Source organism: Ferruginibacter profundus, from assembly GCF_054783275.1.
On sequence record NZ_BAAGQW010000002.1, the window covers coordinates 235472 to 255480 of the forward strand.

A 20009-nucleotide genomic window follows, 5' to 3' on the forward strand; every position below is an offset into this window, starting at 1 on the left:
TATGGTACAGATAAAGACGAATTACGGTTGCCCGGTAAACTTATTTATTTTTTTAGCAAGATTAAATATAACTGAAGCGGAAGCACCAAACGTAGTAAATTTCAAATCATTATTATTAACCCTGGTTAAAGGTATTTTAATGTAAGGCTCAAAGGCAACACTCCACCGGTTAGAAATCTTATGATTTAACCCAAAAGAAAAATTTGATGTAATGGAAGCTGAATAACCATTTGCATCATGGTACGCACCTGCATGTGTTCTTTCAACAATGGTATTGTTGTTCAATAAGAAAGTATAGTGTATATTTTCCATCCTCATTTTATTGATGGAAAAGCCTGCTCCCGTATAAAAGCTGGTTTTACTTTTAGAGGAGAAATGATAATAAAGCATAACCGGAACTTCAACAAACCTGCAGTAGCCGGTTGCCTCTTCAAGGTTTATACTGCTGTAAGAAGGTAAATTAAGTTTTGCAGAATCGAAAGATATACTCTTTCCAGTTGTACTAAAATATTTCCTGGAAAAAATGACTCCGGTTCTGATTTCTATTTTAGGAGAAATCCTGTATCCTGCTATTACGCCATAGTCAAACCCCGGTTTTGAGTATTTGTTAAGATGTACACTATTTATATTAGTTCCTGCTGCAACAGCAATGGTGAAACTCCGGCTGGATTTGCTTTCCTTTTTATTTTTCTTAGTGTTGCTGATTGTATTATTTACACTGTCCTTATTTAAAGAAATATTTTCCGCCGGTATAATATTTTTTTCGGGATCAGTAACGATAGCGCTGTCTTCAGAATTATTTACCGTTACTTTTTTATCCAGTATATCTTGAGTAATTGAACTTATGGAGTATTCATTGGCATTATTTTCTTTCCCAGTTTCCTCAATCAGTAATTCTTCGTTCGGAGATTTTACTATTAATTTATTCAATCCCTTTCTAACTACTTTACTTCCTTTAACAGCGTTATTTAAGTTAAAAAGAGATTTAGTATTTGGTTGATCTGAAAAAGTATAGTCTATCTTATTTACCCTGGATTCATCAGCAACATTCCTTGCAATTATTTGATTTGCATTAACTTTCAAATCGTCCCGATTTTCTTTTTTATTATCAAAAGGCGGGATTGATTTTTTCTGCTCTGTATTTTCTTTAATTGCTGATTCAGCTGTAATGTATTTCCCTTTCCCCCTATTATAGCTGCTGTCATAAATCACATAAAAAGAACCAATAAACAATACTGTAAATAAAAACCATATAGCTACAAACCTTCTGCGTTTTTTCTTAACCGGCAATTCAATATTCAATTTCTTCTCAAGCTGTTGCCAGTCTGGGATAAGGCCTTTGTCAGAAAACTGTTCCGCTGCAATTCTACTTGTTTCTTCTAAATAATGGTCGTTAACGTCAAACATATTTTTTATGAATCGTTTTTTTTTGTAAGGCTTTTCTCAGCAGGTTTTTGGCTTTAAATAAATTGGATTTAGACGTTCCCACATTGATACCTAACATACCCGCTATCTCTTCATGTGTATACCCATCAATGGCAAATAGGTTAAAAACCATTTTATATCCCGGTGGTAGTTCCATGATGCAATCTAAAATCTCATTGTAACCAATAATATCTAAAGCAGATTCCGAATCGTCTTCCATATCGGCAATCAAAAGAGCAGTACCATCTGTGTGAGATAATTTCGGGTGAAACTTATCCCGGTAATTAATACAATTATTTATAAGCACTCTTTTAAACCAGCCTTTAAAAGCCGCTTCATTGCATCCGTAAATTTCTTCGTTGTAGGAGTGTAGATTTTTAAACACTTTTACAAAACCATCGCATACAAGGTCCTGTACCTCAATTTTACTGGAAGCGTACCTGTAACAAACATTTGCAGCAAACTCCTTGAGCCAATCAAAAAACAGCCTTTCCTGATGCCGGTTATTCTCCCGGCACCCGTTAAGTAAATTTTGTAGCTCCAGATTTGATAATGCCAAATAATACTGTTTTCTTTTTGATGGTTTTATTATGATACAGCTCTTTTAGCTAAAAGGTTGCCTGTGTTTTTAAAACCCGAAATTGACGACAAAGTTCTGCCATTAATGCTTATCTAAGAGATAGATTAATTTGTTTAATGACAGACTTAAAAATTGGAGTAAAAATCTAACAGATTGATAAATACCTCTTGGCAGGGGTCTATTCTATTGTCTTAAACCATTCCCTTTTTCCCGATTGCGTTGTTTCTTTTCCCGATTGTGAAGTGTTGCAGAACAATTATGTGTCACATTTGCAGCCTGATAAACAAAACTACACAGATATGCGGAAAATTTTAGTTACAATATGTTTACTGTTATGTGTGCTAATTGCAAATGCACAAAAGGCCGATAGTAGCCGAACCTTAAAAGAAATAACCGTTACAGGCTACAAAACGGTAAATGGTGTTGGGCATTTGCCCGAAATAAAAAACGGCATCATTTACGCAGGCAAGAAAAATGAAATAATTCTTGTGGATAGCTTAGATGCCAACAAAGCCATCAACAATACCCGTCAAATATTAGGAAGGATCCCTGGTCTAAACATTGTGGAAACTGAAAGCAGCGGCTTTACTGCAAACGGTATTGCCACAAGAGGATTAAACCCAGTCCAAAGTATTGAAATGAATACCCGGCAAAACGGGTACAATATTAGCGCAGATGTTTATGGTTATAACGAAGCCTATTATATTCCACCAATGGAAGCAGTAAGCCGTATAGAAATGGTGAGAGGTGCAGCGTCATTACAATTTGGTTCACAGTTTGGTGGCCTGGTAAACTATGTTACCAAAGATGCGCCAACGAATAAGCCTTTTGAATTTGCTACCTCACAAACAATGGGAAGTTTTGGAATGTTTAATTCTTTTAACTCAGTGGGCGGGACTTACAAAAAAATCAATTACTACGGTTTTATCCAATATAGAAATATGGATGGCTACCGGCCCAACAGCCAGCAATGGCAGCTGTCAGGTTTTGGTAAATTTGAATACAGGCCAACTGGAAAATTAGATGTTGGTGTTGAATATTCTTTGCTTCGCAATCAATTAAAAATGCCGGGAGGCTTAACCGACAGTATGTTTTATGCAAACCCTAAAGCATCAACAAGGGCAAGAAACTGGCTAAAAAGCCCATGGAATATTGTTACTGCTTACGCAAACTTTACAGCTTCGGAAAACACAACCATCAGTTTAAAAACATCTTACCTTTTCAGCAACCGTTCTTTGGTTTGGCGTAACGAAGATGGTGGAGCAAGTGCGTTGGATGAAATAGATCCTGCAACCAATGCTTTTGTACCAAGAGAAGTGGGAAGCGAAGACATGCATAACACAACTACTGAACTTAGAATTGCCCACACCTATAAATTGGGCAAACATTCATCTACCGTTGCTGGTGGAATAAGGTATAGTTATGCCTGGTTCAAGCGACAAGGTGGCGGCGAAGGTACCACCAACAGTGATTTCGATTTATCTATCACTGGCGATTGGGGATATAATTTAGATTTTACCACTACCAATATTGCACCTTTTCTAGAAAATATTTTCAGGATAGGAAATAAATTAACTATTACTCCCGGCCTTAGGTTTGAGTATTTAAACAGTACCGCAAAGGGTTACAAAGTTGTAGATAATATAAAACAAGTACCCGACCAAAGCCGTAACAGATATTTTGCATTAGCAGGGGTAGGCATGGAATATAAACCATCGAAAAACACCGGCCTATATGCAAACTTTAGTCAGGCATACCGCCCCATTGATTACAGCCAGTTAGAACCTTTTGGCATCACTTCTAAAATTGACCCTGACCTGAAAGATGCTTATGGTTTCAATGCTGATTTAGGTTACAGGGGCACAATAAAAAATTATTTAAACTTTGATATTGGGGGATTTTATATGGCTTATAATAACAGGATTGGTGTAGTATTAAAACAAGATCCGGTAACCGGCAATGACTATTCCTTGAGAACAAATATTGCCAACAGTGTTCATAAAGGAATTGAAAGTTATGCAGAACTCAATATTTTAAAAGCGATCAATCAAAAATCTAAATATGGAGTAAGTATTTTTAATTCATTTGCATACATAGATGCAAGATATACCAGCGGAGAGTTTAAAGATAAGAGAGTAGAAGCTGCTGCAAAAACTATCAACCGGGTTGGTGTAATTTTTAGCAGTAAATGTTTTTCATCCACCTTCCAGGTAAATTCAGTTGGCGATGCTTATGGCGACGCATCAAATGTAAAAACAAGTAATGACCCCATTGCAGGTTACATTCCGGCATATACCGTTTTAGATATCAGTGCTACTTATAAAATTAATAACTACACTATTAAAGCAGGTTCAAATAACATAGGTGATAAATCTTATTTCACCAGGAGAACAGACGAATATCCCGGCCCTGGTATTATACCCTCTGTGGGCCGTAGTTTTTATGTGGGGTTTACTGCTAAATTTTAATACCAATCATCTGTAAAAATAATTATGAGAAATTTTAAAAAATATTTACTTGTTACAGGTATAGTAATAGTAGCCTTGATGAGTTGCAGAAAAGAAAAAAACATTATTACATCAACTGATTTAACCACCCCCGCAGTACAAAGGGTTTACTATATTGCCGCTGAAGAAGTAGAATGGAATTATGTTCCAACGGGAATTAATCAGGTAACAGGTGCTGCATTTGGCAATACTGAAAATGTTTTTTTGCAAAATGATACCAATCGTATTGGTAATAAAAATATAAAAGCCGTATATGTAGAATATACTGATGCCACTTTTACCACCAAAAAGCCAAAAGAGTCTGCAGACTTAGGTATTGTAGGCCCAATCATACGTGGAGAAGTTGGTGACAGCATTAAAGTGGTTTTTAAAAACAAAGCTACATTCCCTTACAGCATACATCCGCATGGTGTGGTGTACGACGCAGATAACGAAGGTATCATGGGCGTTGACCCCGGCAATACTTTTACTTATAAATGGGCAGTTACAGAAAATTCAGGACCTGCCGAAAAAGATGGTTCATCAATAGGCTGGGTTTATCATTCGCATGTAATGGAGCATGATAATAAAGATATTTATGCAGGGTTGGTTGGAGCAATTGTTATTTATAAAAAAGGTTATTTAGAAAACAATAAAGCAAAAGATATTGACAAGGAAAAGTTTTCTCTTTTTATGATAGTTGATGAAAATAACAGTTTGTACTTAGACGCTAATAAATTAAAATATACTTTGAACAACATAGATAATGCCGACCCTGACTTTCTGGAAAGCAATTTGAAACATTCTGTAAATGGGCTGATGTATGGCAATTGTAAATTCACCGATATAAAAGCAGGTGAAAAAGTAAGGTGGTACTTAATGGATTTAGGGAATGAACTGGATAACCACACAGCCCATTGGCACGGCAACACCGCTAAAGTTAGTGGCGGCCGTACAGATGTGGTGTTTCTTGGCCCTGCAAATCTTATTACTGCCGATATGAAAGCAGACAACACAGGTACCTGGCAATTTCACTGCCACGTAAACGACCATATTTCAGCAGGGATGATCGCTTTGTATGATGTACAATAAAATTGTCAACTAAATTATCAAAAGAGGTTATTCGCTTGAATAACCTCTTTTGATTTTACACTGCCTTCGCAATCTTTTCCATAATATGATGGCTTTGGCCAAATTTGCAAAGGGCATCGCAGTGATTGCGAAGTTCTGAAAACAGGATGTATTTAATTACAACGTTATTTTGTTTTATAGCAGGACGGCACAACTGCAAGCAAACATCCTTCTCCCTCTTATCAGGAACTATAAGATAAAAAACTTCATCTCCGTCCGCAATTGTATAACTCAAATCTGTTAACCGTAAAATGCCTGAATAAATGCTGGTACTTTTTTCCACTTCAAATGCTGCGATAACATTATTAGTTCCTTTCTGAAACCAAAGGACATCAATTAACTTTACCGTGTTCAATGTTTCTTTATCCAGATTAATTTCAGGAAACTGCTGTAAACTCATAAATGAAAAATTGTTACCACAATATGACCTTGAACGGTCATTAGATGCAGCAATAACATCATAGCCCAAAGCATTTCCAATCTTTAGTAAATGAAATTGCATTTCGGTATGCAGGTTTTCTTCTTCTTTTTCAAGCTGCACATCCTGCTGTCTTTTCTCAATTAGCTTTTCTAATTTTTTACGTTCTGGTTCTGACAAATATTCATCGCTGCCTAAAACTAATTTCTGTGTTCCTATTTCAAACAGCAAGCCTGCAATAGCTCCCAGGTCAGATGATAATTCGGAACGCTGCTGGTTATTAGTATCAATCATTACTTCTCTTAACTTTAAATATTCACTCCAGCTACCCAATTTCTTTTTGTCTTTGAATAAAAAATTAAAGCCATTAATAATTGCTGTATTAAATGGAGGTATAATGGTAGGATGCAAAAAATACAAAATACTTGCTACCGCTGGGCCAAGCCCTTTTATTTTTAAACTGTCCAGCCTGATAATTTCTGTAAGGATTTGTTCTTCAGTCTTTGCATTCAAACAGTTTTCTAAAAATTGTCCGAAAGCCACTTTGTTGAGTTCATTTTCATAAATATCCGGTATTCTTAATTTGGGTTTCCAGTAAAAAGGATGGGAAGCTCCCTCAAATACCTGTTTTTGTTCTGTGATACAGGTAAGCACAAACTCTAATGACGAACCCTTGAAATCATTTGGAAACTTTTTGTTTTTAATATCATCAATCACCTGCATAACACCTCTGCGGATGGAACGAAAAGCCTTTAGCCGTTCTTCATTATTAATGAACCATGTGTTATAAACAGATTGCTTATCTGTTTTGTATTGCTGGATGATTTGAGAAAGGTTGCTGTTCATATACTTGTTAAAACAGCAAAATACATCATTTGCGGCAATCCTTCTTTCTTACTGCGTTGGCTTTGAAGACCCTTCCGAAAAATTGCCTTCTGTGTTACAGGATTTTCATTACTCAGAGCATCTAACTATTGTTATGGTAATTAGCTGAAATTAAAAGTCCTTTTCCCCGTATTCAGTTCTCACAGCTTTGCCTTTTTTGTCTGTATCATTTAAGCGAAAACTTATACTTAACTGTAATACTCTATCGTACTTAATATAATTGGTAATCACATAAAAATTATTGCCCTTATTGGCAATGGTTTGGTGATTGCTGTTGAAAAGGTTTTGCAGTAATAGCCCGGCAGTTAATTTGTTGCTCCATAAATATCTTAGCCCCGCATTTGCCAAAAACAATTCGCCATCTTCTCCCTGTGCTGTCACGGTTTTTGAAATATAATTTCCATCCAACTGAAATTTGAATTTCTTGCTGAAGTCAACAGATGTATTACCATTGATGTTATAATTGAAACTGTTTTGATTCTCATCAACTCCTTTTACAAATCCTGCAACATGAAGCTGATAAAAATTGCCCGAAAGATAGAAGCGGAGCCATGATAATGGCTTTACTTCTGATGAATATTCAAGCCCCTCGGATGTTGTATTGCCTGCATTGGTAAATGTTCTTAATAAAGTGATGCGACTGTACACCTCATTGACCCGGAATATTTTATCTTTTACTTTATTGAAATAAGCGGTTGTGGTAATGTTTATTTTTTTCCAGCTCTTAGAATACGATATTTCAACTACATTGGTTATTTCAGGAAGTAATCCGGGATCGCCTACTTCTATAAACTCCGAATGACGATGATTTTTGAATGAAGACATTAGCCTTGTGGTAGGCCTGTCTATTCTTTTTGAATAGCCGATTCTCAATTTCTGGTTCTTAGGTAAACTCCATAAGCCCTGTACAGATGGAAATAAATTTACCTGCTCAATCTTAAACGGTACAGCACCTGATGTATGATTGAAATTTCTGTTCATATATTCTCCCCTCAACCCAATATTATACGAAAAGATTTTATGCTGGCCTGAATACTGAACATATCCTGCATGAATGGATTGCTTCAGGTCGAGCTTGTCATTGAAAGCAGGGTCTTTTTCCCATGAGCCGTTTGTAATATTCAATCTTTCAAAACTAAAATCACTTTGTGATGAACATACCGCCACTGATAGCCCAGCTCTATTTTATTTTTATTCTTTAACGGTATGGAATAGTCTGTTTGTAGTCGCCATCCATTTAAAGGGCTAAGTTCATCTGAACGCTCTTTTAATAATAATACTCCGCTTGCTTCATCATTATCCTGGTTGCGAAGCGGTCCGCCCAATACCGAGTATTCATAAATGCCCAGCACACTCAGTTTGTTTTTATTTTTAAACCTGTGAGTATAGTCTGCATTCATAGTAAAGAACTCTCCGGTGCGTACAAATAAATTTTGATTATAAAATATTTTATAAGGCGCTGACCAGTTTTGATTATATAAATCCAACGGAGTATTGGTTTTAATATACTCTTTATAATGCAGGTTGGCAGTGCGGTCGTTTTGTTTATAACCATAGTAGGCACCTATATTTAAAATATTGCTGCTATTGAAAGTGTAAGTTGTTCCTGCTCTTATTCCGTATTGTTTATCTTTTAATGGACGAATACCATCTGAAGGCTGAAAAGTAACGGTGTCATTATAAATTGTCCGCACTTCACCAATGCGATAGCCTTTGATATTATATTGCCTTGCATCAGCCGAAATAAAACTGTTCCATTTTGCTGTGGCATAATTAATGGAAATATCACCTCCAAAACGTAAAGGGTCAACACCTCCAAACATGCTGTTACCAGTAATACTCCAACCGAGCAATACATTTTTCTTTGTAATGATATTGATAACACCTGCCTAACCTTCTGCATCATAACTGGCCGAGGGAGTTGTTACCATTTCTATACTTTCAATTGCATTTGCCGGAATTTGTGCCAGCACTTCGGCAGGTGTACGGTTGGTAAATTTTCCATTGATAAGAACCTGAAAATTACTGCTACCCCGCAGTAATACATTTCCCTCCGTATTAACAGTAACAGACTGCAACCGCTGCACCAAATCAAGCCCTGTGCCATTGGCCGCATTAGCAAATTGCCTGGCCTGAATAATTTGTTTGTTCAGTTGAACAGATGAATTATTTTTTTTGCCGGTAACTGTTACGTCCTGCAAAGAAGAAGCGGAATGTGACAGCAGAATATCAGGGAGCAAAATTTCTTTTTTGGTTTCATCTTTTACAATCAATGTATCAAACCTGAAATAGCCTATAAATTGTATTTGTAAAATAAGGTCTTTAGAAGTTGAACCTTTTATTGCAAACTCACCCGATTTGTTAGTGGCAACACTTTGAATTATGACTGAATCTTTTCGTAATAAAGACACCGTGGCATATTCAAGCGGCGTATGTGCATAAGCATCATGTACCTTTCCCTTAATGATTCTGTATTGTGCATGAAGCTGAGTAGAACAGACAATTAAATATGCTAAAAGAAAAAAGATAAGCTTTATTCGCCTGGGATGTAATTTCATAAATATGTAACCATTTTGAAACAGGGATCTTCCACTTTATTGTCTTCACTATTTGTGTTGCAGGATGAGTAAGAATAAGTTTCCATTTGTATATCCTTTATAAAAGCAAAATACATTATCTACAGCAATCCTTTTTCCTTACAAAAATGACTTTGAAGATTTTCCATAAAAATTGTCCTATTGATTTTATCGCAGTCATTACGAGTTGTTTATAATAATATTCAGACGTCCCCGTTATCGATACTCTTTAATATTAATTCAGGCGTATGAATTGCCTTACAGCGTATCAGGAGTTATTTATTTTTGATAATAACAACGGCAAATATAATCAGAATCGTTGCAATAACCCAATATCCAAGGTGGTCAGACCATATCATAATTATTCCTCCCATTACCACCCCTGTAACCTGGCCTAAGCTATTAACGGCACTAAAAATACCCAACGACGTTCCATATTCTTTTCCAGAATCCTTTGTAACAAGTGAAGTCAGGCTCGGTGTGAGGATTGCTATTCCGACGGAGATAAATGAGACGTAAAACAAAATCCATCCCATTTCCCTTGAAATGGTAAGCATAAACATACCAATACCCAGGAGCAGACAACCGAAAGGCAATAATGCCCTTTCACCTTTCTTTTCAATTAACCATGCAATGGGCCCTAATTGCAGTAAGCCCATCAGCAAACCACAAATAATAAGGACAATGCTCATTTGCTTTGGTCCAAAAGAAAAAAAACGTTGTGAATGAATTGCAAATGTGCCTTCAAACAGGGAATGTGCAATCTGGCTGAAGAAAGATAATGCCAACAATGCGATGAATGCCTTTTTAATCAATTTAAAGTTTGGGACAAAAGATATTTTGGTTTTTGTTTCCTTTTGTTTTATTGTTTTAGTAGAGATATTGAGTGATTCCGGCAATAGAATTACATACAATACCAGTGCTGATATTGTAAGCAAAGAAGAAAAAACAAAGAGGGTAGAAAATTTATCAAGTGTTAACTGTGTGAATAGAAATTTAAGGTGAATGCTGATGTTTGAAAAAAGATTACCCAGCAAATGACCAGTAACAGCACCTAATCCTGCTACACCATTCAATATTGCAAAATTCTTTCCTCTTTTTTCTTTTGGAGTTTTATCAGCAATGTAAGCACCCGATGCAGTTACAAAAGAGGCTGTAAAAACTCCTGCTATCAAACGGGAGATATAAAGTAGAATCAAACTTCCACCCAATGAAAAGACAATGGTAGAAATTGAGAATCCTGCAATGCCTGTTAATATGAGTGGCCTTCTCCCAAGTTTATCAGAGAGTGAACCGAGGTAAGGTGCGAAAAGGAATTGTGTTAGCGGGAAAGCACCAGTTATTAATCCTATATGAAGTGAAACCGTTTTGGATGAAATATCCCTGTACGAAAGAAACTTTTCAATAAAAAACGGAAGTACAGGAAGTGTCATTCCAAATCCAGTCATTACCAAAAACACTCCGCAAAGGAGTATTATTTTTCCTTTGTCGTATTTTTTCACCTCAATCATGTTAAATATTCCCAGCCATCCTTGCTACATTTTCATTCCCTCCATTGGATTTGCACCTTTCTTAAAAATAAATTCACTGTTTAACAAATAAGCTCCGGTGATCACCACAACGTCTCCGGGTTGAAGGCCTGATTTTATCTCAACCCTTTCTCCATCTTCCATCCCTATTTGAACCATCCTGCTTTTGAAAGTATGGTTACCTGTTTGTATCCAAACAGATGCGCCGGTGCCAGTACGGAGTACTGCATCAGATGGCAGGGTTAATGTGTTTACCTGTTTTCCTTTGATAGTTACATAAGCAGGCATGCCGGGTTTTAATAGTTTTTCTGAGTTGGCTACATTTACCCGTAGCAGGGTAATACGGGTTTGGGGATTAATTTCAGGGTTCATAAATTCAATCTTTCCATTTGATTGTTTGCCAGGTAAATCGGGGAATTGAACAGAGGCAACTGCATTATTATCTATCTGCGATAATAGGGATGTGTAAACCTGTGCTTCTGCCCAAAGGGTTGATAAGTCTGCTATCCGCACAATAGTACCCCCTTCCATTGTGTATTCTCCTTCCTTTATATCCAATGTGGTAATATACCCTGCAACAGGGCTATAAAAAGTGGTAAGGGTTGTTGTAGTTTTCTTTTCAGCTATCTCTTGTATTTGTTTTTCAGATAAACCCCACAGTAGTAATTTATTTTTTGCACTTTGTAACAACGCTGTAAAATCAACAATTGTGTTATCAAGAGTCTTTTGTTTTTCAAGTGCCAATATATATTCCTGCTTGGCATTATTCAACTCCTCACTGTATATATCAAATAATTTATCTCCTTTATTAACATAGTCGCCCAGGTTTTTGAAGTAAAGCCGTTCAATTCTTCCCATCACCCTTGCACTTACCGCATTGATTTTTTGCTGATCGGCATTCAGTGTTGCAGTAAGTACCATCTTGTCGCCAATCATTCCGCTGCGGATTGTGTCTGCTGAGATATTGCCCAATTGAATTTGCTGGTCACTAAGCTTTACTTCATTCGGATCAGTTGATTCGCCCTTTTTAGCTTCTATCAATTTCATGCCGCATATAGGGCAGTTGCCTGGTTTATCCTGCATTACCTGCGGGTGCATTGAACAGGTATAATATACGTCGTTCATTTCCATATTGTGTTCTGCATGGGCTGCGACTTTCTCATTCTTATTTTTGCATCCAGCAAATAAGAAAACAAGTACTACGATAAATATTTTTTTCATCTTTTATATATTTTGTTGTTACCGTCCACCAATGTCACTATTACCTTTTTTCTCAAGTTTAACACTTGCCTTTTGTTTTTAGTTTATTAGTCCTTATCCCTGATTTTTATGAAACTTTCGCTATCCATTAAAAACTGTGCATTTATTGCCACAGAGTCTGCTTCAGTAATACCCCCTGTTATTTGAATTAAATTTTTATAGACTACTCCTGTTTCAACCTTCTGTGTTTTGTACCCGTTACCACTTCTTACAAATACAACTTTCGCAAGCCCCAATGATAGTATGGCTTCCTTTGGCAACCATTTCGCATTTATTGCGTTGCTGAAAATAGTAGCCCGTAACTGGCTGCCGATGGGTAATTGCAAAGCACTGTTATCAATATTTACCCTTGCCGTTAATGTTTTACTTCCGGGTCTGAAAAAAGGTTCAATAAAATAAATAGAGCTGTTAAAATCTTTATCTGGTTTAGCTTCTGGTACAATTTTTACTTTATTGCCGACTTTAATAAACACCTGGTCTGATGGATAGATATTCAGCAAAGCCCACACTTTATTAGGGTTATAAACTTTAAAAATAGTCTGCCCCTTTTGTAAATACATTCCTTCTTTAAGGCTAAGCTCTTGGGTTGTTAGTGATGTAGCTTCATTCATAGCGGGAGCTTCCGGAACGGAGTTACTCATCTCCGTATTTAACGCCTCATGAATATGACCGCTGTACCTGCTGTAAACAGGTACAGTAAAAAGTGGTTTTTGTGTACTTACCACCTGCTGTAGTTGTTCACCAGGAAAACCAAGCAACAATAATTTTTCTTTAGCTGCATTAATTAATGAGCTGTTGGATGGATCGTTTTTTATCAGAAATAAAAGATTTTGCTGTGCGGTAAGCAACTCAGGGCTGTAAATGTCCATTATTTTTTGCCCTTGTTTAATCAACTGGTAGCGATACCGGACATACAACTTTTCAATCCTTCCACTTATCCGTGCAGATATTGCTCCGACTTCGGTAGTGTTGTACGCTGTATAACCAAGTGCATTAATTTCTACGGGTTCTTCACTGCTTAATAGTGTTGTAGAAGGTATGGTAGAAATTGCATAGCCATTGGTCGGCTGCAGTAAAGTATGCAAAGAAACATCGTGTATTTCTTTGCTTGCACTTTCCTTTTTTACCAGGTGCATTCCACAAATAGGGCAATCGCCAGGTTTGTCTCGGATAATTTGGGGATGCATGGAACAGGTGTATAATACCTTCTCTTCTGCGGAAGAAGCACTCATATTCCCATCCTTACTATCCATGTCCATGTTTTCCATTCCAGCCATCTCTTCGTGCTGGGTATGTGTAGCATTTTTTGGGATCAGTATTTTAAAATATATCCAAGCGGACACAACCAGTAAAATCAGTACCGATGATATGATAATTGCTATTTTCTTTTTTTTCATAACAGAGTAATAAATTCTTTTAAGTTAATTGATATTGTAACATCATGCCATCATCTTCATGTTCAAGATTGTGACAGTGGAAAACGAAAACACCTGTTGTTGTTGAAAATGGAATAATGATTTTTACTACCTCACGGGGTAATACTAAAACAGTATCCTTCCAGCCGCTTTCTGAAGCTATCAACTGTGTACGGCCACCGCTTCTTTCCAATACCTGAAAATGTACACCATGCAGATGTATAGGATGAGGTTCTTCACCCTGGGAATTATCAAATATCCATATCTCAGTTGCATTGGCCGATACATTTTCATCAATCCTGTTTTTGTCATAAATCTTATCATTGATTTTGTGAATACCAGTCATATTCATACCACTGCTCATTTGCATAGCATTTATAACAAAGTTCCTTGTCTTTGACGATGAGGAAGGAGAAATAGCATTGACAGAAGAAAGCGAGGCTGGAAAAGTAAACACATCATTTACAATTTGCGTTACTTTAAACTTCATAATCTTAAACCCTTGCCTACCTTGTGCACTGCCAGCGTTATCAAACATTTTGCTTTCTAAAAATATATCCGTGCCCGTGTTAAGCCCGGCAAAGTTTAACAACACATCTAACCTTTCACCCGGTGCCAATAAAATATTTTTAACTGCTACAGGATTTTTTAATAACCCGCCATCATTTCCAATAATCATTAAATCAGCATTATTACTTAAAGCAAGGTTATAGATACGGGCATTAGAACCATTTAATATCCGTAACCTGTAAAATCTTGTTGCTACCTCTGTGTAAGGTGATGCTTCCCCATTTACAACAATGGTTTCACCCATATAACCTGACATTACTTCTCCCATAGAGGGGTTATAAGTGATGCCAGATGCAGTAAGTCGTTTGTCCTGTATTACCAAGGGGATTTCATAATTACCAGAGGGAAGATTTAAAGCTGCTTCCTCTGCATCGTTAATTATAAACAACCCAGCTAAACCCTGGAAAGCCTGTCTGGCGGTTGCTCCCTCAGGATGCGGATGATACCAACATAACCCGGCCCGTTGATTAATTGCGAATTGATAATTAAACCCACTGCCGGGATTTATAACAGCTTCAGGATGGCCATCCATATTAGCAGGAATTTTTAAACCATGCCAGTGGATATTAGTTTTTTCAGAAAGATTATTCTGAAAATTGATATTGGCAGTTATGCTACTGTTAACACGAATAGTAGGACCCAATATTCCGTTAGCCTGGTAACCCAACACTGAAATATTGCTACCATTAATATTTGCCGTTGTTGCCTGTGCAGTTAATGCCGCACTTCCCGTTACTGTATTGGGTACAGGAAGTAACCTGCTGAAATTCCCTTCTGTTACAGGAACTGGCTGGCCGCCCATATTCATGCCATTGCCACCCATCATGTTGTTTTTATTACATGCTGCTAAAATGGTGGCAACTGAACCGGCTGTTAATATACCACCTGCACCCAGACCTGTGTTTTTAATAAACTCCCTGCGTTTCATAGTTAAAAGGTTTTATAATGAATAATTATTTTATTTGTAAGATCCTTTCCAGTTCAACCTGCATCGTTAGCAATTCCTGCAATTGCTTTAAATATTCAAGCTGTGTCATATTTAATGTTTCCCATGCATCGAATAATTCAAATAGCTCTTCAGTATTTTGTTCATATGATAATTGATAGGTCTGATAGTTTCTGCGAAGTGCCGGTAGAATTTTCTCTTCGTATAATTTTATTTGTTTGCTTTTATTGAGAATGTCAGTTCGTATACCATATGCCATCCCTGTTGATTCATTTAAAATCATTTTCTTTTGCTGGTTCAATGATTCGTTTTTCCATTTAAGACTTTCAATATTTGCTTTATTCATTTTTGCCGACCACCGGGCCATCGGCAAACGCACCATTGCCATTGCAGTAAACTGCATGGGCTGCCTTGCCCAACCGTAAGCGTTTTCAAACCGAAAACCAAACTCCGGCAGCAGCCTCGTTCTTTCGGTTTCCTGCTTTAATATATTAACATACATTTCTTTTTCAATAGCTTTTATGTCACTCCTGTTTGTTACAAACAATGTAGTATCAAATGCCAGATTTTGATAGCTATTGAATGTGTATGAAGTATCAATATCAAATTCAATAGTTTTATCCCTGTACATTAATGTATTGATGTTATATTTCCTTTGTTTTATTTCATTCTCCAGCATAATCCTCATACTTTGCACATTCGCAAGAGCCGCCTTTGCTTTATAATAAGCGTTAATCTTTTCAAGCCCATTTTTATAGCGTATCTCAGCACTTTGAATCATATAATTTAAAAGCTTTTCATTGTCATCTAAAATCAACAACTGCTTTTTGATTACTATCCATTCATAATAATTCTTCTTTGCATCAGCATATAATTGATTTAATGTATAACCTTTTTTTTCTGCTTCTACAGATGACATGGATGACATGTATTTATAATCTGCATTTAACCGCTTAGGATTGGGAATGATTTGCTGTGCTGCTATAGTGTATTGCCCCATACCAGGTTGTCCATTCATTGATTTCCAGTAACGGGGAGCGTATGGCACCATAAAAAAACCCGATGACAATTCAGGGGCCATCCAGCTTTTAGCTCCTTTGGCCGCTTCATCTAATGAACGTACTTCTGCATCATACATTTTCAAAGATGGACTATTTGCCTGGATAGAATCAAGAATTGTACTGATGCTTATTTGTTGAGCATTACCAGTAAAAACAGCGAAAACTGTTAGGCTAAAAACTGTGAACAGCATTTTTCGCATTAAATCAATTGTGCTATTATTTTGTATTCTAATTGTGTAATTCATATTGTTTACTAATGTTTAAAACCGTTATTGAATTGATTTTGAGCCTTTCCCTGGATGAAATGTTTTAGTGAAATACTCCCTTGCATTTATCTCTGTTTTAAAATATAAAACATCTTCCTTTGAACCGGGCTTGCCAATAATAAAAGCACTGGCTTTATCTACCTGTTCACCAGATAGCAGATCGGCGGTATAGTGTGTAGTTGAGTCTTCATTAAGAGCTTTTACACATCCTTCACAGCAACCGTAATACGTTTTATTATCTATGGGGACTGCAATTTGATCAGAGTTCATAAACCTGTTATTGATCATACAAACCTGCTTATTTGGAAGTTTAGTGATGGCAGTATCTGAAAAAATAATTGCAGAAGTAGCCACATTATTTTTATTGTTTGCTGCATTATCTCTGCCAGAATTGCAAGAGATTAGAGACAGCAGAAAAAGAACAAAAACAATCGGGGAATAATATTTCGTTTTCATATTAAATTGATTTTTCATTTTTAAATATGCTATTTGGAAATTATTTTAGTTGCGGAACCTGGCTTATGCATCACAGCTACTTCTGCTTTCATATCATACACTTCTTTAATTTTATTTTTTAAACATTCAGCAGCTTCAGGCTCCCCATGTACAATAAATATTTTTTCTGGTTTATTTTGAAGAGCATTCATCCAATTCAACAACTCTTCCTGGTCTGCATGACCCGATAGGCCTTCAATTGTCCTGACACCTGCTTTTACTTTATACATTTTTCCACGTATCAGTATTTCTTTAACACCATCCTGTAATAACCTTCCATTTGTTCCTTTTGCCTGAAACCCTGCAAGCAAAATGGTTGTTGAAGGGTTTTCAATATAGTATTGCAAATATGTTAATACCCGGCCACCGGTTACCATCCCGCTGCCTGCGATGATTATCTTAGGTTGTTTATCATCAATAACCTCAAATGTTTCTTTAATACTTTGAATACGGTGTATTGATTTGCACATAAGGGTACATTCATCTGGTGGAAGTTTATGCCAGCCTTTATTGTGATGAAATACTTCCAGTACATCTTTGCCCATGGGGCTATCCATATAAACGGGTAAATCAGGGATCAGCGCCTGTTGCTTCATTTTCCAAAGCATGTACATCAACATTTGGGTACGTTCCACTGCAAAGCTGGGAATGATAATTGTACCCTGATTGTCTGCACTTTCATTAATGCAATCAGCCAATTGCTGCTGTGCATTATCGGGATGAAGACGGTTGCCGTATGTGGATTCAATTACCAGTATATCTGCATTCTCTGGTTTATTAGGATGAAAAAGAAGAATATCATTCTCTCTCCCGATATCGCCGGAAAAAACTATTTGTTTGCTGTCGTATTTTATCTCGATAAAAGAAGCGCCTATAATATGCCCGTTATACCGAAACCTGATTGCTACATCATCAAACAATGAAAACCATTCTTCAGAAGTAACAGGTACAAATTGTTTGACTGTATCAAGAACATCATCCATTAAATAATCGGGTAAAGAAATGGGTTCTTCCTGAGAATGATCATGCTTTTTGTGGTTATGTTTGCGATTATGGCTACGCTCTTCCGCCTGTCGATATTCCTCTTCCTGGATTTTAGCACTGTCGGATAAAATAATTTCAGTTATCTGTAATGTTGGAGAAGTTCCATAGATCTTCCCTTTAAATCCCTGTTTAACCAAAAGGGGTAAATTACCTGTATGGTCAAGGTGAGCATGAGTGAGTAAGATGCAATCAACATCGTTTGCTGCAACCGATAATGGCAACGCATTTAATTGCTTTTCATTTTCACCCTGGAATAAACCGCAATCAATTAGTATTGTATGAATGCCTAGCCGCAGCAGATGCCTGGAGCCTGTTACTGTTCCGGCTGCGCCGCAAAATTGTAAGGATATATTGTCTGACTGATACATTAGTGAAGTTTTTTTTGGATGAGTGAATGACATAATTCATGGCCTTCCCTGATAATCCTATCAGCTCTATCTTCTTTAATACCGATTTGTGATAACAATTGAGGATTGTGACAGAGTTCTTTACACATCACGATCTGCTTATTTAATAATTCGTTTTTTTCATGTACACTCAATGTGGTAAGACAGGTTAGGGGATACAAACCTGTTTCATCAATAATATCTTTTAATCCTTTACCATAGGGATAATCCCACGACCATAAATGCAGACCTGCACAAGAACCATATTGAACTGCATCTGTTGTTAATCTTGTATTGGTAACTACCCAGCCCTGGTGGAATTTCATACCATGCCCAGGTATTTGCTTCCATTGCTCTTCTACATCCCGGAAACGGGAATGTATATAAAGTGGAATTTTTACGTCTGATACCGTACCCGGCTGATTATGATATTTACATTCTATCATAAAATGCTGGTTATCTTTTTCTGCTATTACATCCACTTCATGCTTTACACATTTGCCCTGCACTGTAATGCCTACCTGTATGGCATAACCTTGTTCTTTCAATAAAGCGGCAATAAAATTCTCAAAAGGGAAACCGGATGGCCCTAATTCCATAATTGCCTGTTTCAAATGAAATCTGGCGGCCATAGGCTTCGAACGACTTTTTAATTTACTCATGGCCATTTTATAAATTTTTTTAGTCGGGATTCCATCATACAGCCTGCTTTCAACATCTATGAGAATATCGGTGGCTAACCTTTCATTTGCACCTGCCTTGCCCAAGGCATGCAGTAATTGTTCTGCATTAAAGGGTTCCTGTTCGCCACTGTGTTTTTTTATTAATATTTGTCTACTCTTAGCCATTATTTCAGCTTTTAATTTTTTGTTTCACTTCGATGCTTGCGAAATGGTTTTACAGGATATTGTTCCAGCATATCATAGACTACCGGGTGAAGGTTCATTTGCAGGTAAGCTGTATCATATAAATCTGCATTAGCCGTTCCAGACCATACTATTTTTTCCTGCACCCTGTCAATAACATTTAGCGTAATTGAATTTTTAATATAGGTTTCCCTAGGGGCAGTATTTTCTTTTGGATAGTTAAAATATTTATAGGTAAACGGCTTATTGTATTTAAGCGGATTATTTAAGGGATGTAAAAATGGATTACCAAATTCTGTTATTGTTGTTGTGCTGAGTGGCGTTGTAGCAGAAGGATCAGCCTTTTCGAGTGTTTTGCTTTTTACAATTAGCTCCAACAATACATCCGGGTTGTCAGTATTTACTTTGTAACCCCTTTCTCCCATACAATGTGTAAAATAGTTCATGGTATTATTCCGCATCCTTGCAAAAACGGTTTTTGCATCACCGGAATCTTTATCCGGCAGCCAGGCAAAAGTTTTGTACTGCTTAAAATCTGTAGACCGGTCGTAGTTGCTTTGTATATCTTTGTACATTTTTTGACTGCATCCCGCCAGTACCATTAATGCAATACCAACTATGATCCGGTTTTTTATAAAATATGTTGTGCTTATTCTCATGACTCTTTTTT

17 protein-coding genes are annotated in these 20009 nt (G+C 36.8%); 2 read left to right on the plus strand and 15 right to left on the minus strand.

The annotated features are described in order from the left end of the window. Window positions 1–21: 21 nt before the first annotated feature. Window positions 22–1407: an outer membrane beta-barrel protein gene (locus tag ACYVM0_RS11135; protein ID WP_460556957.1), complete on the minus strand. Its 1386-nt coding sequence runs from the start codon at window positions 1405–1407 to the stop codon at window positions 22–24. Beyond that, entirely contained in the window at window positions 1400–1984 is a 585-nt protein-coding gene (locus ACYVM0_RS11140) for an RNA polymerase sigma factor (RefSeq protein ID WP_460556960.1), read from the minus strand. Before ACYVM0_RS11140 ends, ACYVM0_RS11135 begins: the two co-directional genes overlap by 8 nt. Window positions 1985–2304: 320 nt before the next feature. Between ACYVM0_RS11140 and ACYVM0_RS11145 the strand changes: the two genes are divergently transcribed. Next, complete coding sequence (locus ACYVM0_RS11145; RefSeq protein ID WP_460556963.1) at window positions 2305–4473, plus strand: TonB-dependent receptor family protein; 2169 nt, start codon at window positions 2305–2307, stop codon at window positions 4471–4473. A 24-nt stretch (window positions 4474–4497) separates the two neighbouring features. Beyond that, window positions 4498–5583 carry a cupredoxin domain-containing protein gene (locus ACYVM0_RS11150; protein ID WP_460556966.1) on the plus strand — a complete coding sequence of 362 codons (1086 nt, stop codon included), beginning with the start codon at window positions 4498–4500 and terminating at the stop codon, window positions 5581–5583. Window positions 5584–5638: 55 nt separating this feature from the next. Here the strand turns inward: ACYVM0_RS11150 and ACYVM0_RS11155 are convergent, their stop codons facing one another. The 13 genes from ACYVM0_RS11155 to ACYVM0_RS11215 all read right to left on the minus strand — a co-directional run bounded on the left by ACYVM0_RS11155 (window position 5639) and on the right by ACYVM0_RS11215 (window position 19998). Beyond that, window positions 5639–6757 (minus strand): hypothetical protein, encoded by a 1119-nt coding sequence (locus ACYVM0_RS11155; protein ID WP_460556969.1) that lies wholly within the window; start codon window positions 6755–6757, stop codon window positions 5639–5641. A 279-nt stretch (window positions 6758–7036) separates the two neighbouring features. Next, the gene (locus ACYVM0_RS11160) at window positions 7037–8092 is read right to left on the minus strand and encodes an outer membrane beta-barrel family protein (RefSeq protein WP_460556972.1); all 1056 of its coding nucleotides are present in this window, start codon (window positions 8090–8092) and stop codon (window positions 7037–7039) included. Further along, a complete protein-coding gene (locus ACYVM0_RS11165; protein ID WP_460556975.1) occupies window positions 8047–8778 on the minus strand; it encodes a hypothetical protein in 732 nt (243 codons plus the stop codon). The genes ACYVM0_RS11160 and ACYVM0_RS11165 overlap by 46 nt, the downstream gene beginning before the upstream one ends. 36 nt (window positions 8779–8814) lie before the next feature. Further along, complete coding sequence (locus ACYVM0_RS11170) at window positions 8815–9483, minus strand: peptidase associated/transthyretin-like domain-containing protein (RefSeq protein ID WP_460556978.1); 669 nt, start codon at window positions 9481–9483, stop codon at window positions 8815–8817. Between the two features lie 293 nt (window positions 9484–9776). Further along, a complete protein-coding gene (locus ACYVM0_RS11175) occupies window positions 9777–11003 on the minus strand; it encodes an MFS transporter (RefSeq protein WP_460556981.1) in 1227 nt (408 codons plus the stop codon). Between the two features lie 33 nt (window positions 11004–11036). Continuing rightward, window positions 11037–12251 (minus strand): efflux RND transporter periplasmic adaptor subunit, encoded by a 1215-nt coding sequence (locus tag ACYVM0_RS11180; RefSeq protein WP_460556984.1) that lies wholly within the window; start codon window positions 12249–12251, stop codon window positions 11037–11039. Window positions 12252–12337: 86 nt separating this feature from the next. Further along, window positions 12338–13687, minus strand: a complete 1350-nt coding sequence (locus ACYVM0_RS11185) for an efflux RND transporter periplasmic adaptor subunit (RefSeq protein ID WP_460556986.1) — start codon at window positions 13685–13687, stop codon at window positions 12338–12340. 19 nt (window positions 13688–13706) lie between these two features. Beyond that, complete coding sequence (locus ACYVM0_RS11190) at window positions 13707–15203, minus strand: multicopper oxidase family protein (RefSeq protein ID WP_460556989.1); 1497 nt, start codon at window positions 15201–15203, stop codon at window positions 13707–13709. Between the two features lie 25 nt (window positions 15204–15228). Next, entirely contained in the window at window positions 15229–16527 is a 1299-nt protein-coding gene (locus ACYVM0_RS11195) for a TolC family protein (RefSeq protein ID WP_460556992.1), read from the minus strand. Between the two features lie 24 nt (window positions 16528–16551). Continuing rightward, window positions 16552–17022: a hypothetical protein gene (locus tag ACYVM0_RS11200; RefSeq protein ID WP_460556995.1), complete on the minus strand. Its 471-nt coding sequence runs from the start codon at window positions 17020–17022 to the stop codon at window positions 16552–16554. 11 nt (window positions 17023–17033) lie between these two features. Continuing rightward, window positions 17034–18455 (minus strand): MBL fold metallo-hydrolase RNA specificity domain-containing protein, encoded by a 1422-nt coding sequence (locus ACYVM0_RS11205; protein ID WP_460556998.1) that lies wholly within the window; start codon window positions 18453–18455, stop codon window positions 17034–17036. Then, entirely contained in the window at window positions 18455–19321 is an 867-nt protein-coding gene (locus tag ACYVM0_RS11210) for a PD-(D/E)XK nuclease superfamily protein (protein WP_460557001.1), read from the minus strand. The genes ACYVM0_RS11205 and ACYVM0_RS11210 overlap by 1 nt, the downstream gene beginning before the upstream one ends. 11 nt (window positions 19322–19332) lie before the next feature. Further along, the gene (locus ACYVM0_RS11215; protein ID WP_460557004.1) at window positions 19333–19998 is read right to left on the minus strand and encodes a DUF4136 domain-containing protein; all 666 of its coding nucleotides are present in this window, start codon (window positions 19996–19998) and stop codon (window positions 19333–19335) included. Window positions 19999–20009 lie beyond the last annotated feature (11 nt).

Excerpts from the sequence above, each read along its gene's own strand:
- ACYVM0_RS11190 (WP_460556989.1), bottom strand. The coding sequence starts at position 15,203 with ATGAAACGCAGGGAGTTTATTAAAAACACAGGTCTGGGTGCAGGTGGT.
- ACYVM0_RS11180 (WP_460556984.1), bottom strand. The coding sequence starts at position 12,251 with ATGAAAAAAATATTTATCGTAGTACTTGTTTTCTTATTTGCTGGATGC.
- ACYVM0_RS11135 (WP_460556957.1), bottom strand. The coding sequence starts at position 1,407 with ATGTTTGACGTTAACGACCATTATTTAGAAGAAACAAGTAGAATTGCA.
- ACYVM0_RS11205 (WP_460556998.1), bottom strand. The coding sequence starts at position 18,455 with ATGTATCAGTCAGACAATATATCCTTACAATTTTGCGGCGCAGCCGGA.
- ACYVM0_RS11150 (WP_460556966.1), top strand. The coding sequence starts at position 4,498 with ATGAGAAATTTTAAAAAATATTTACTTGTTACAGGTATAGTAATAGTA.
- ACYVM0_RS11200 (WP_460556995.1), bottom strand. The coding sequence starts at position 17,022 with ATGAAAAATCAATTTAATATGAAAACGAAATATTATTCCCCGATTGTT.
- ACYVM0_RS11170 (WP_460556978.1), bottom strand. The coding sequence starts at position 9,483 with ATGAAATTACATCCCAGGCGAATAAAGCTTATCTTTTTTCTTTTAGCA.
- ACYVM0_RS11215 (WP_460557004.1), bottom strand. The coding sequence starts at position 19,998 with ATGAGAATAAGCACAACATATTTTATAAAAAACCGGATCATAGTTGGT.
- ACYVM0_RS11145 (WP_460556963.1), top strand. The coding sequence starts at position 2,305 with ATGCGGAAAATTTTAGTTACAATATGTTTACTGTTATGTGTGCTAATT.
- ACYVM0_RS11210 (WP_460557001.1), bottom strand. The coding sequence starts at position 19,321 with ATGGCTAAGAGTAGACAAATATTAATAAAAAAACACAGTGGCGAACAG.
- ACYVM0_RS11185 (WP_460556986.1), bottom strand. The coding sequence starts at position 13,687 with ATGAAAAAAAAGAAAATAGCAATTATCATATCATCGGTACTGATTTTA.
- ACYVM0_RS11195 (WP_460556992.1), bottom strand. The coding sequence starts at position 16,527 with ATGAATTACACAATTAGAATACAAAATAATAGCACAATTGATTTAATG.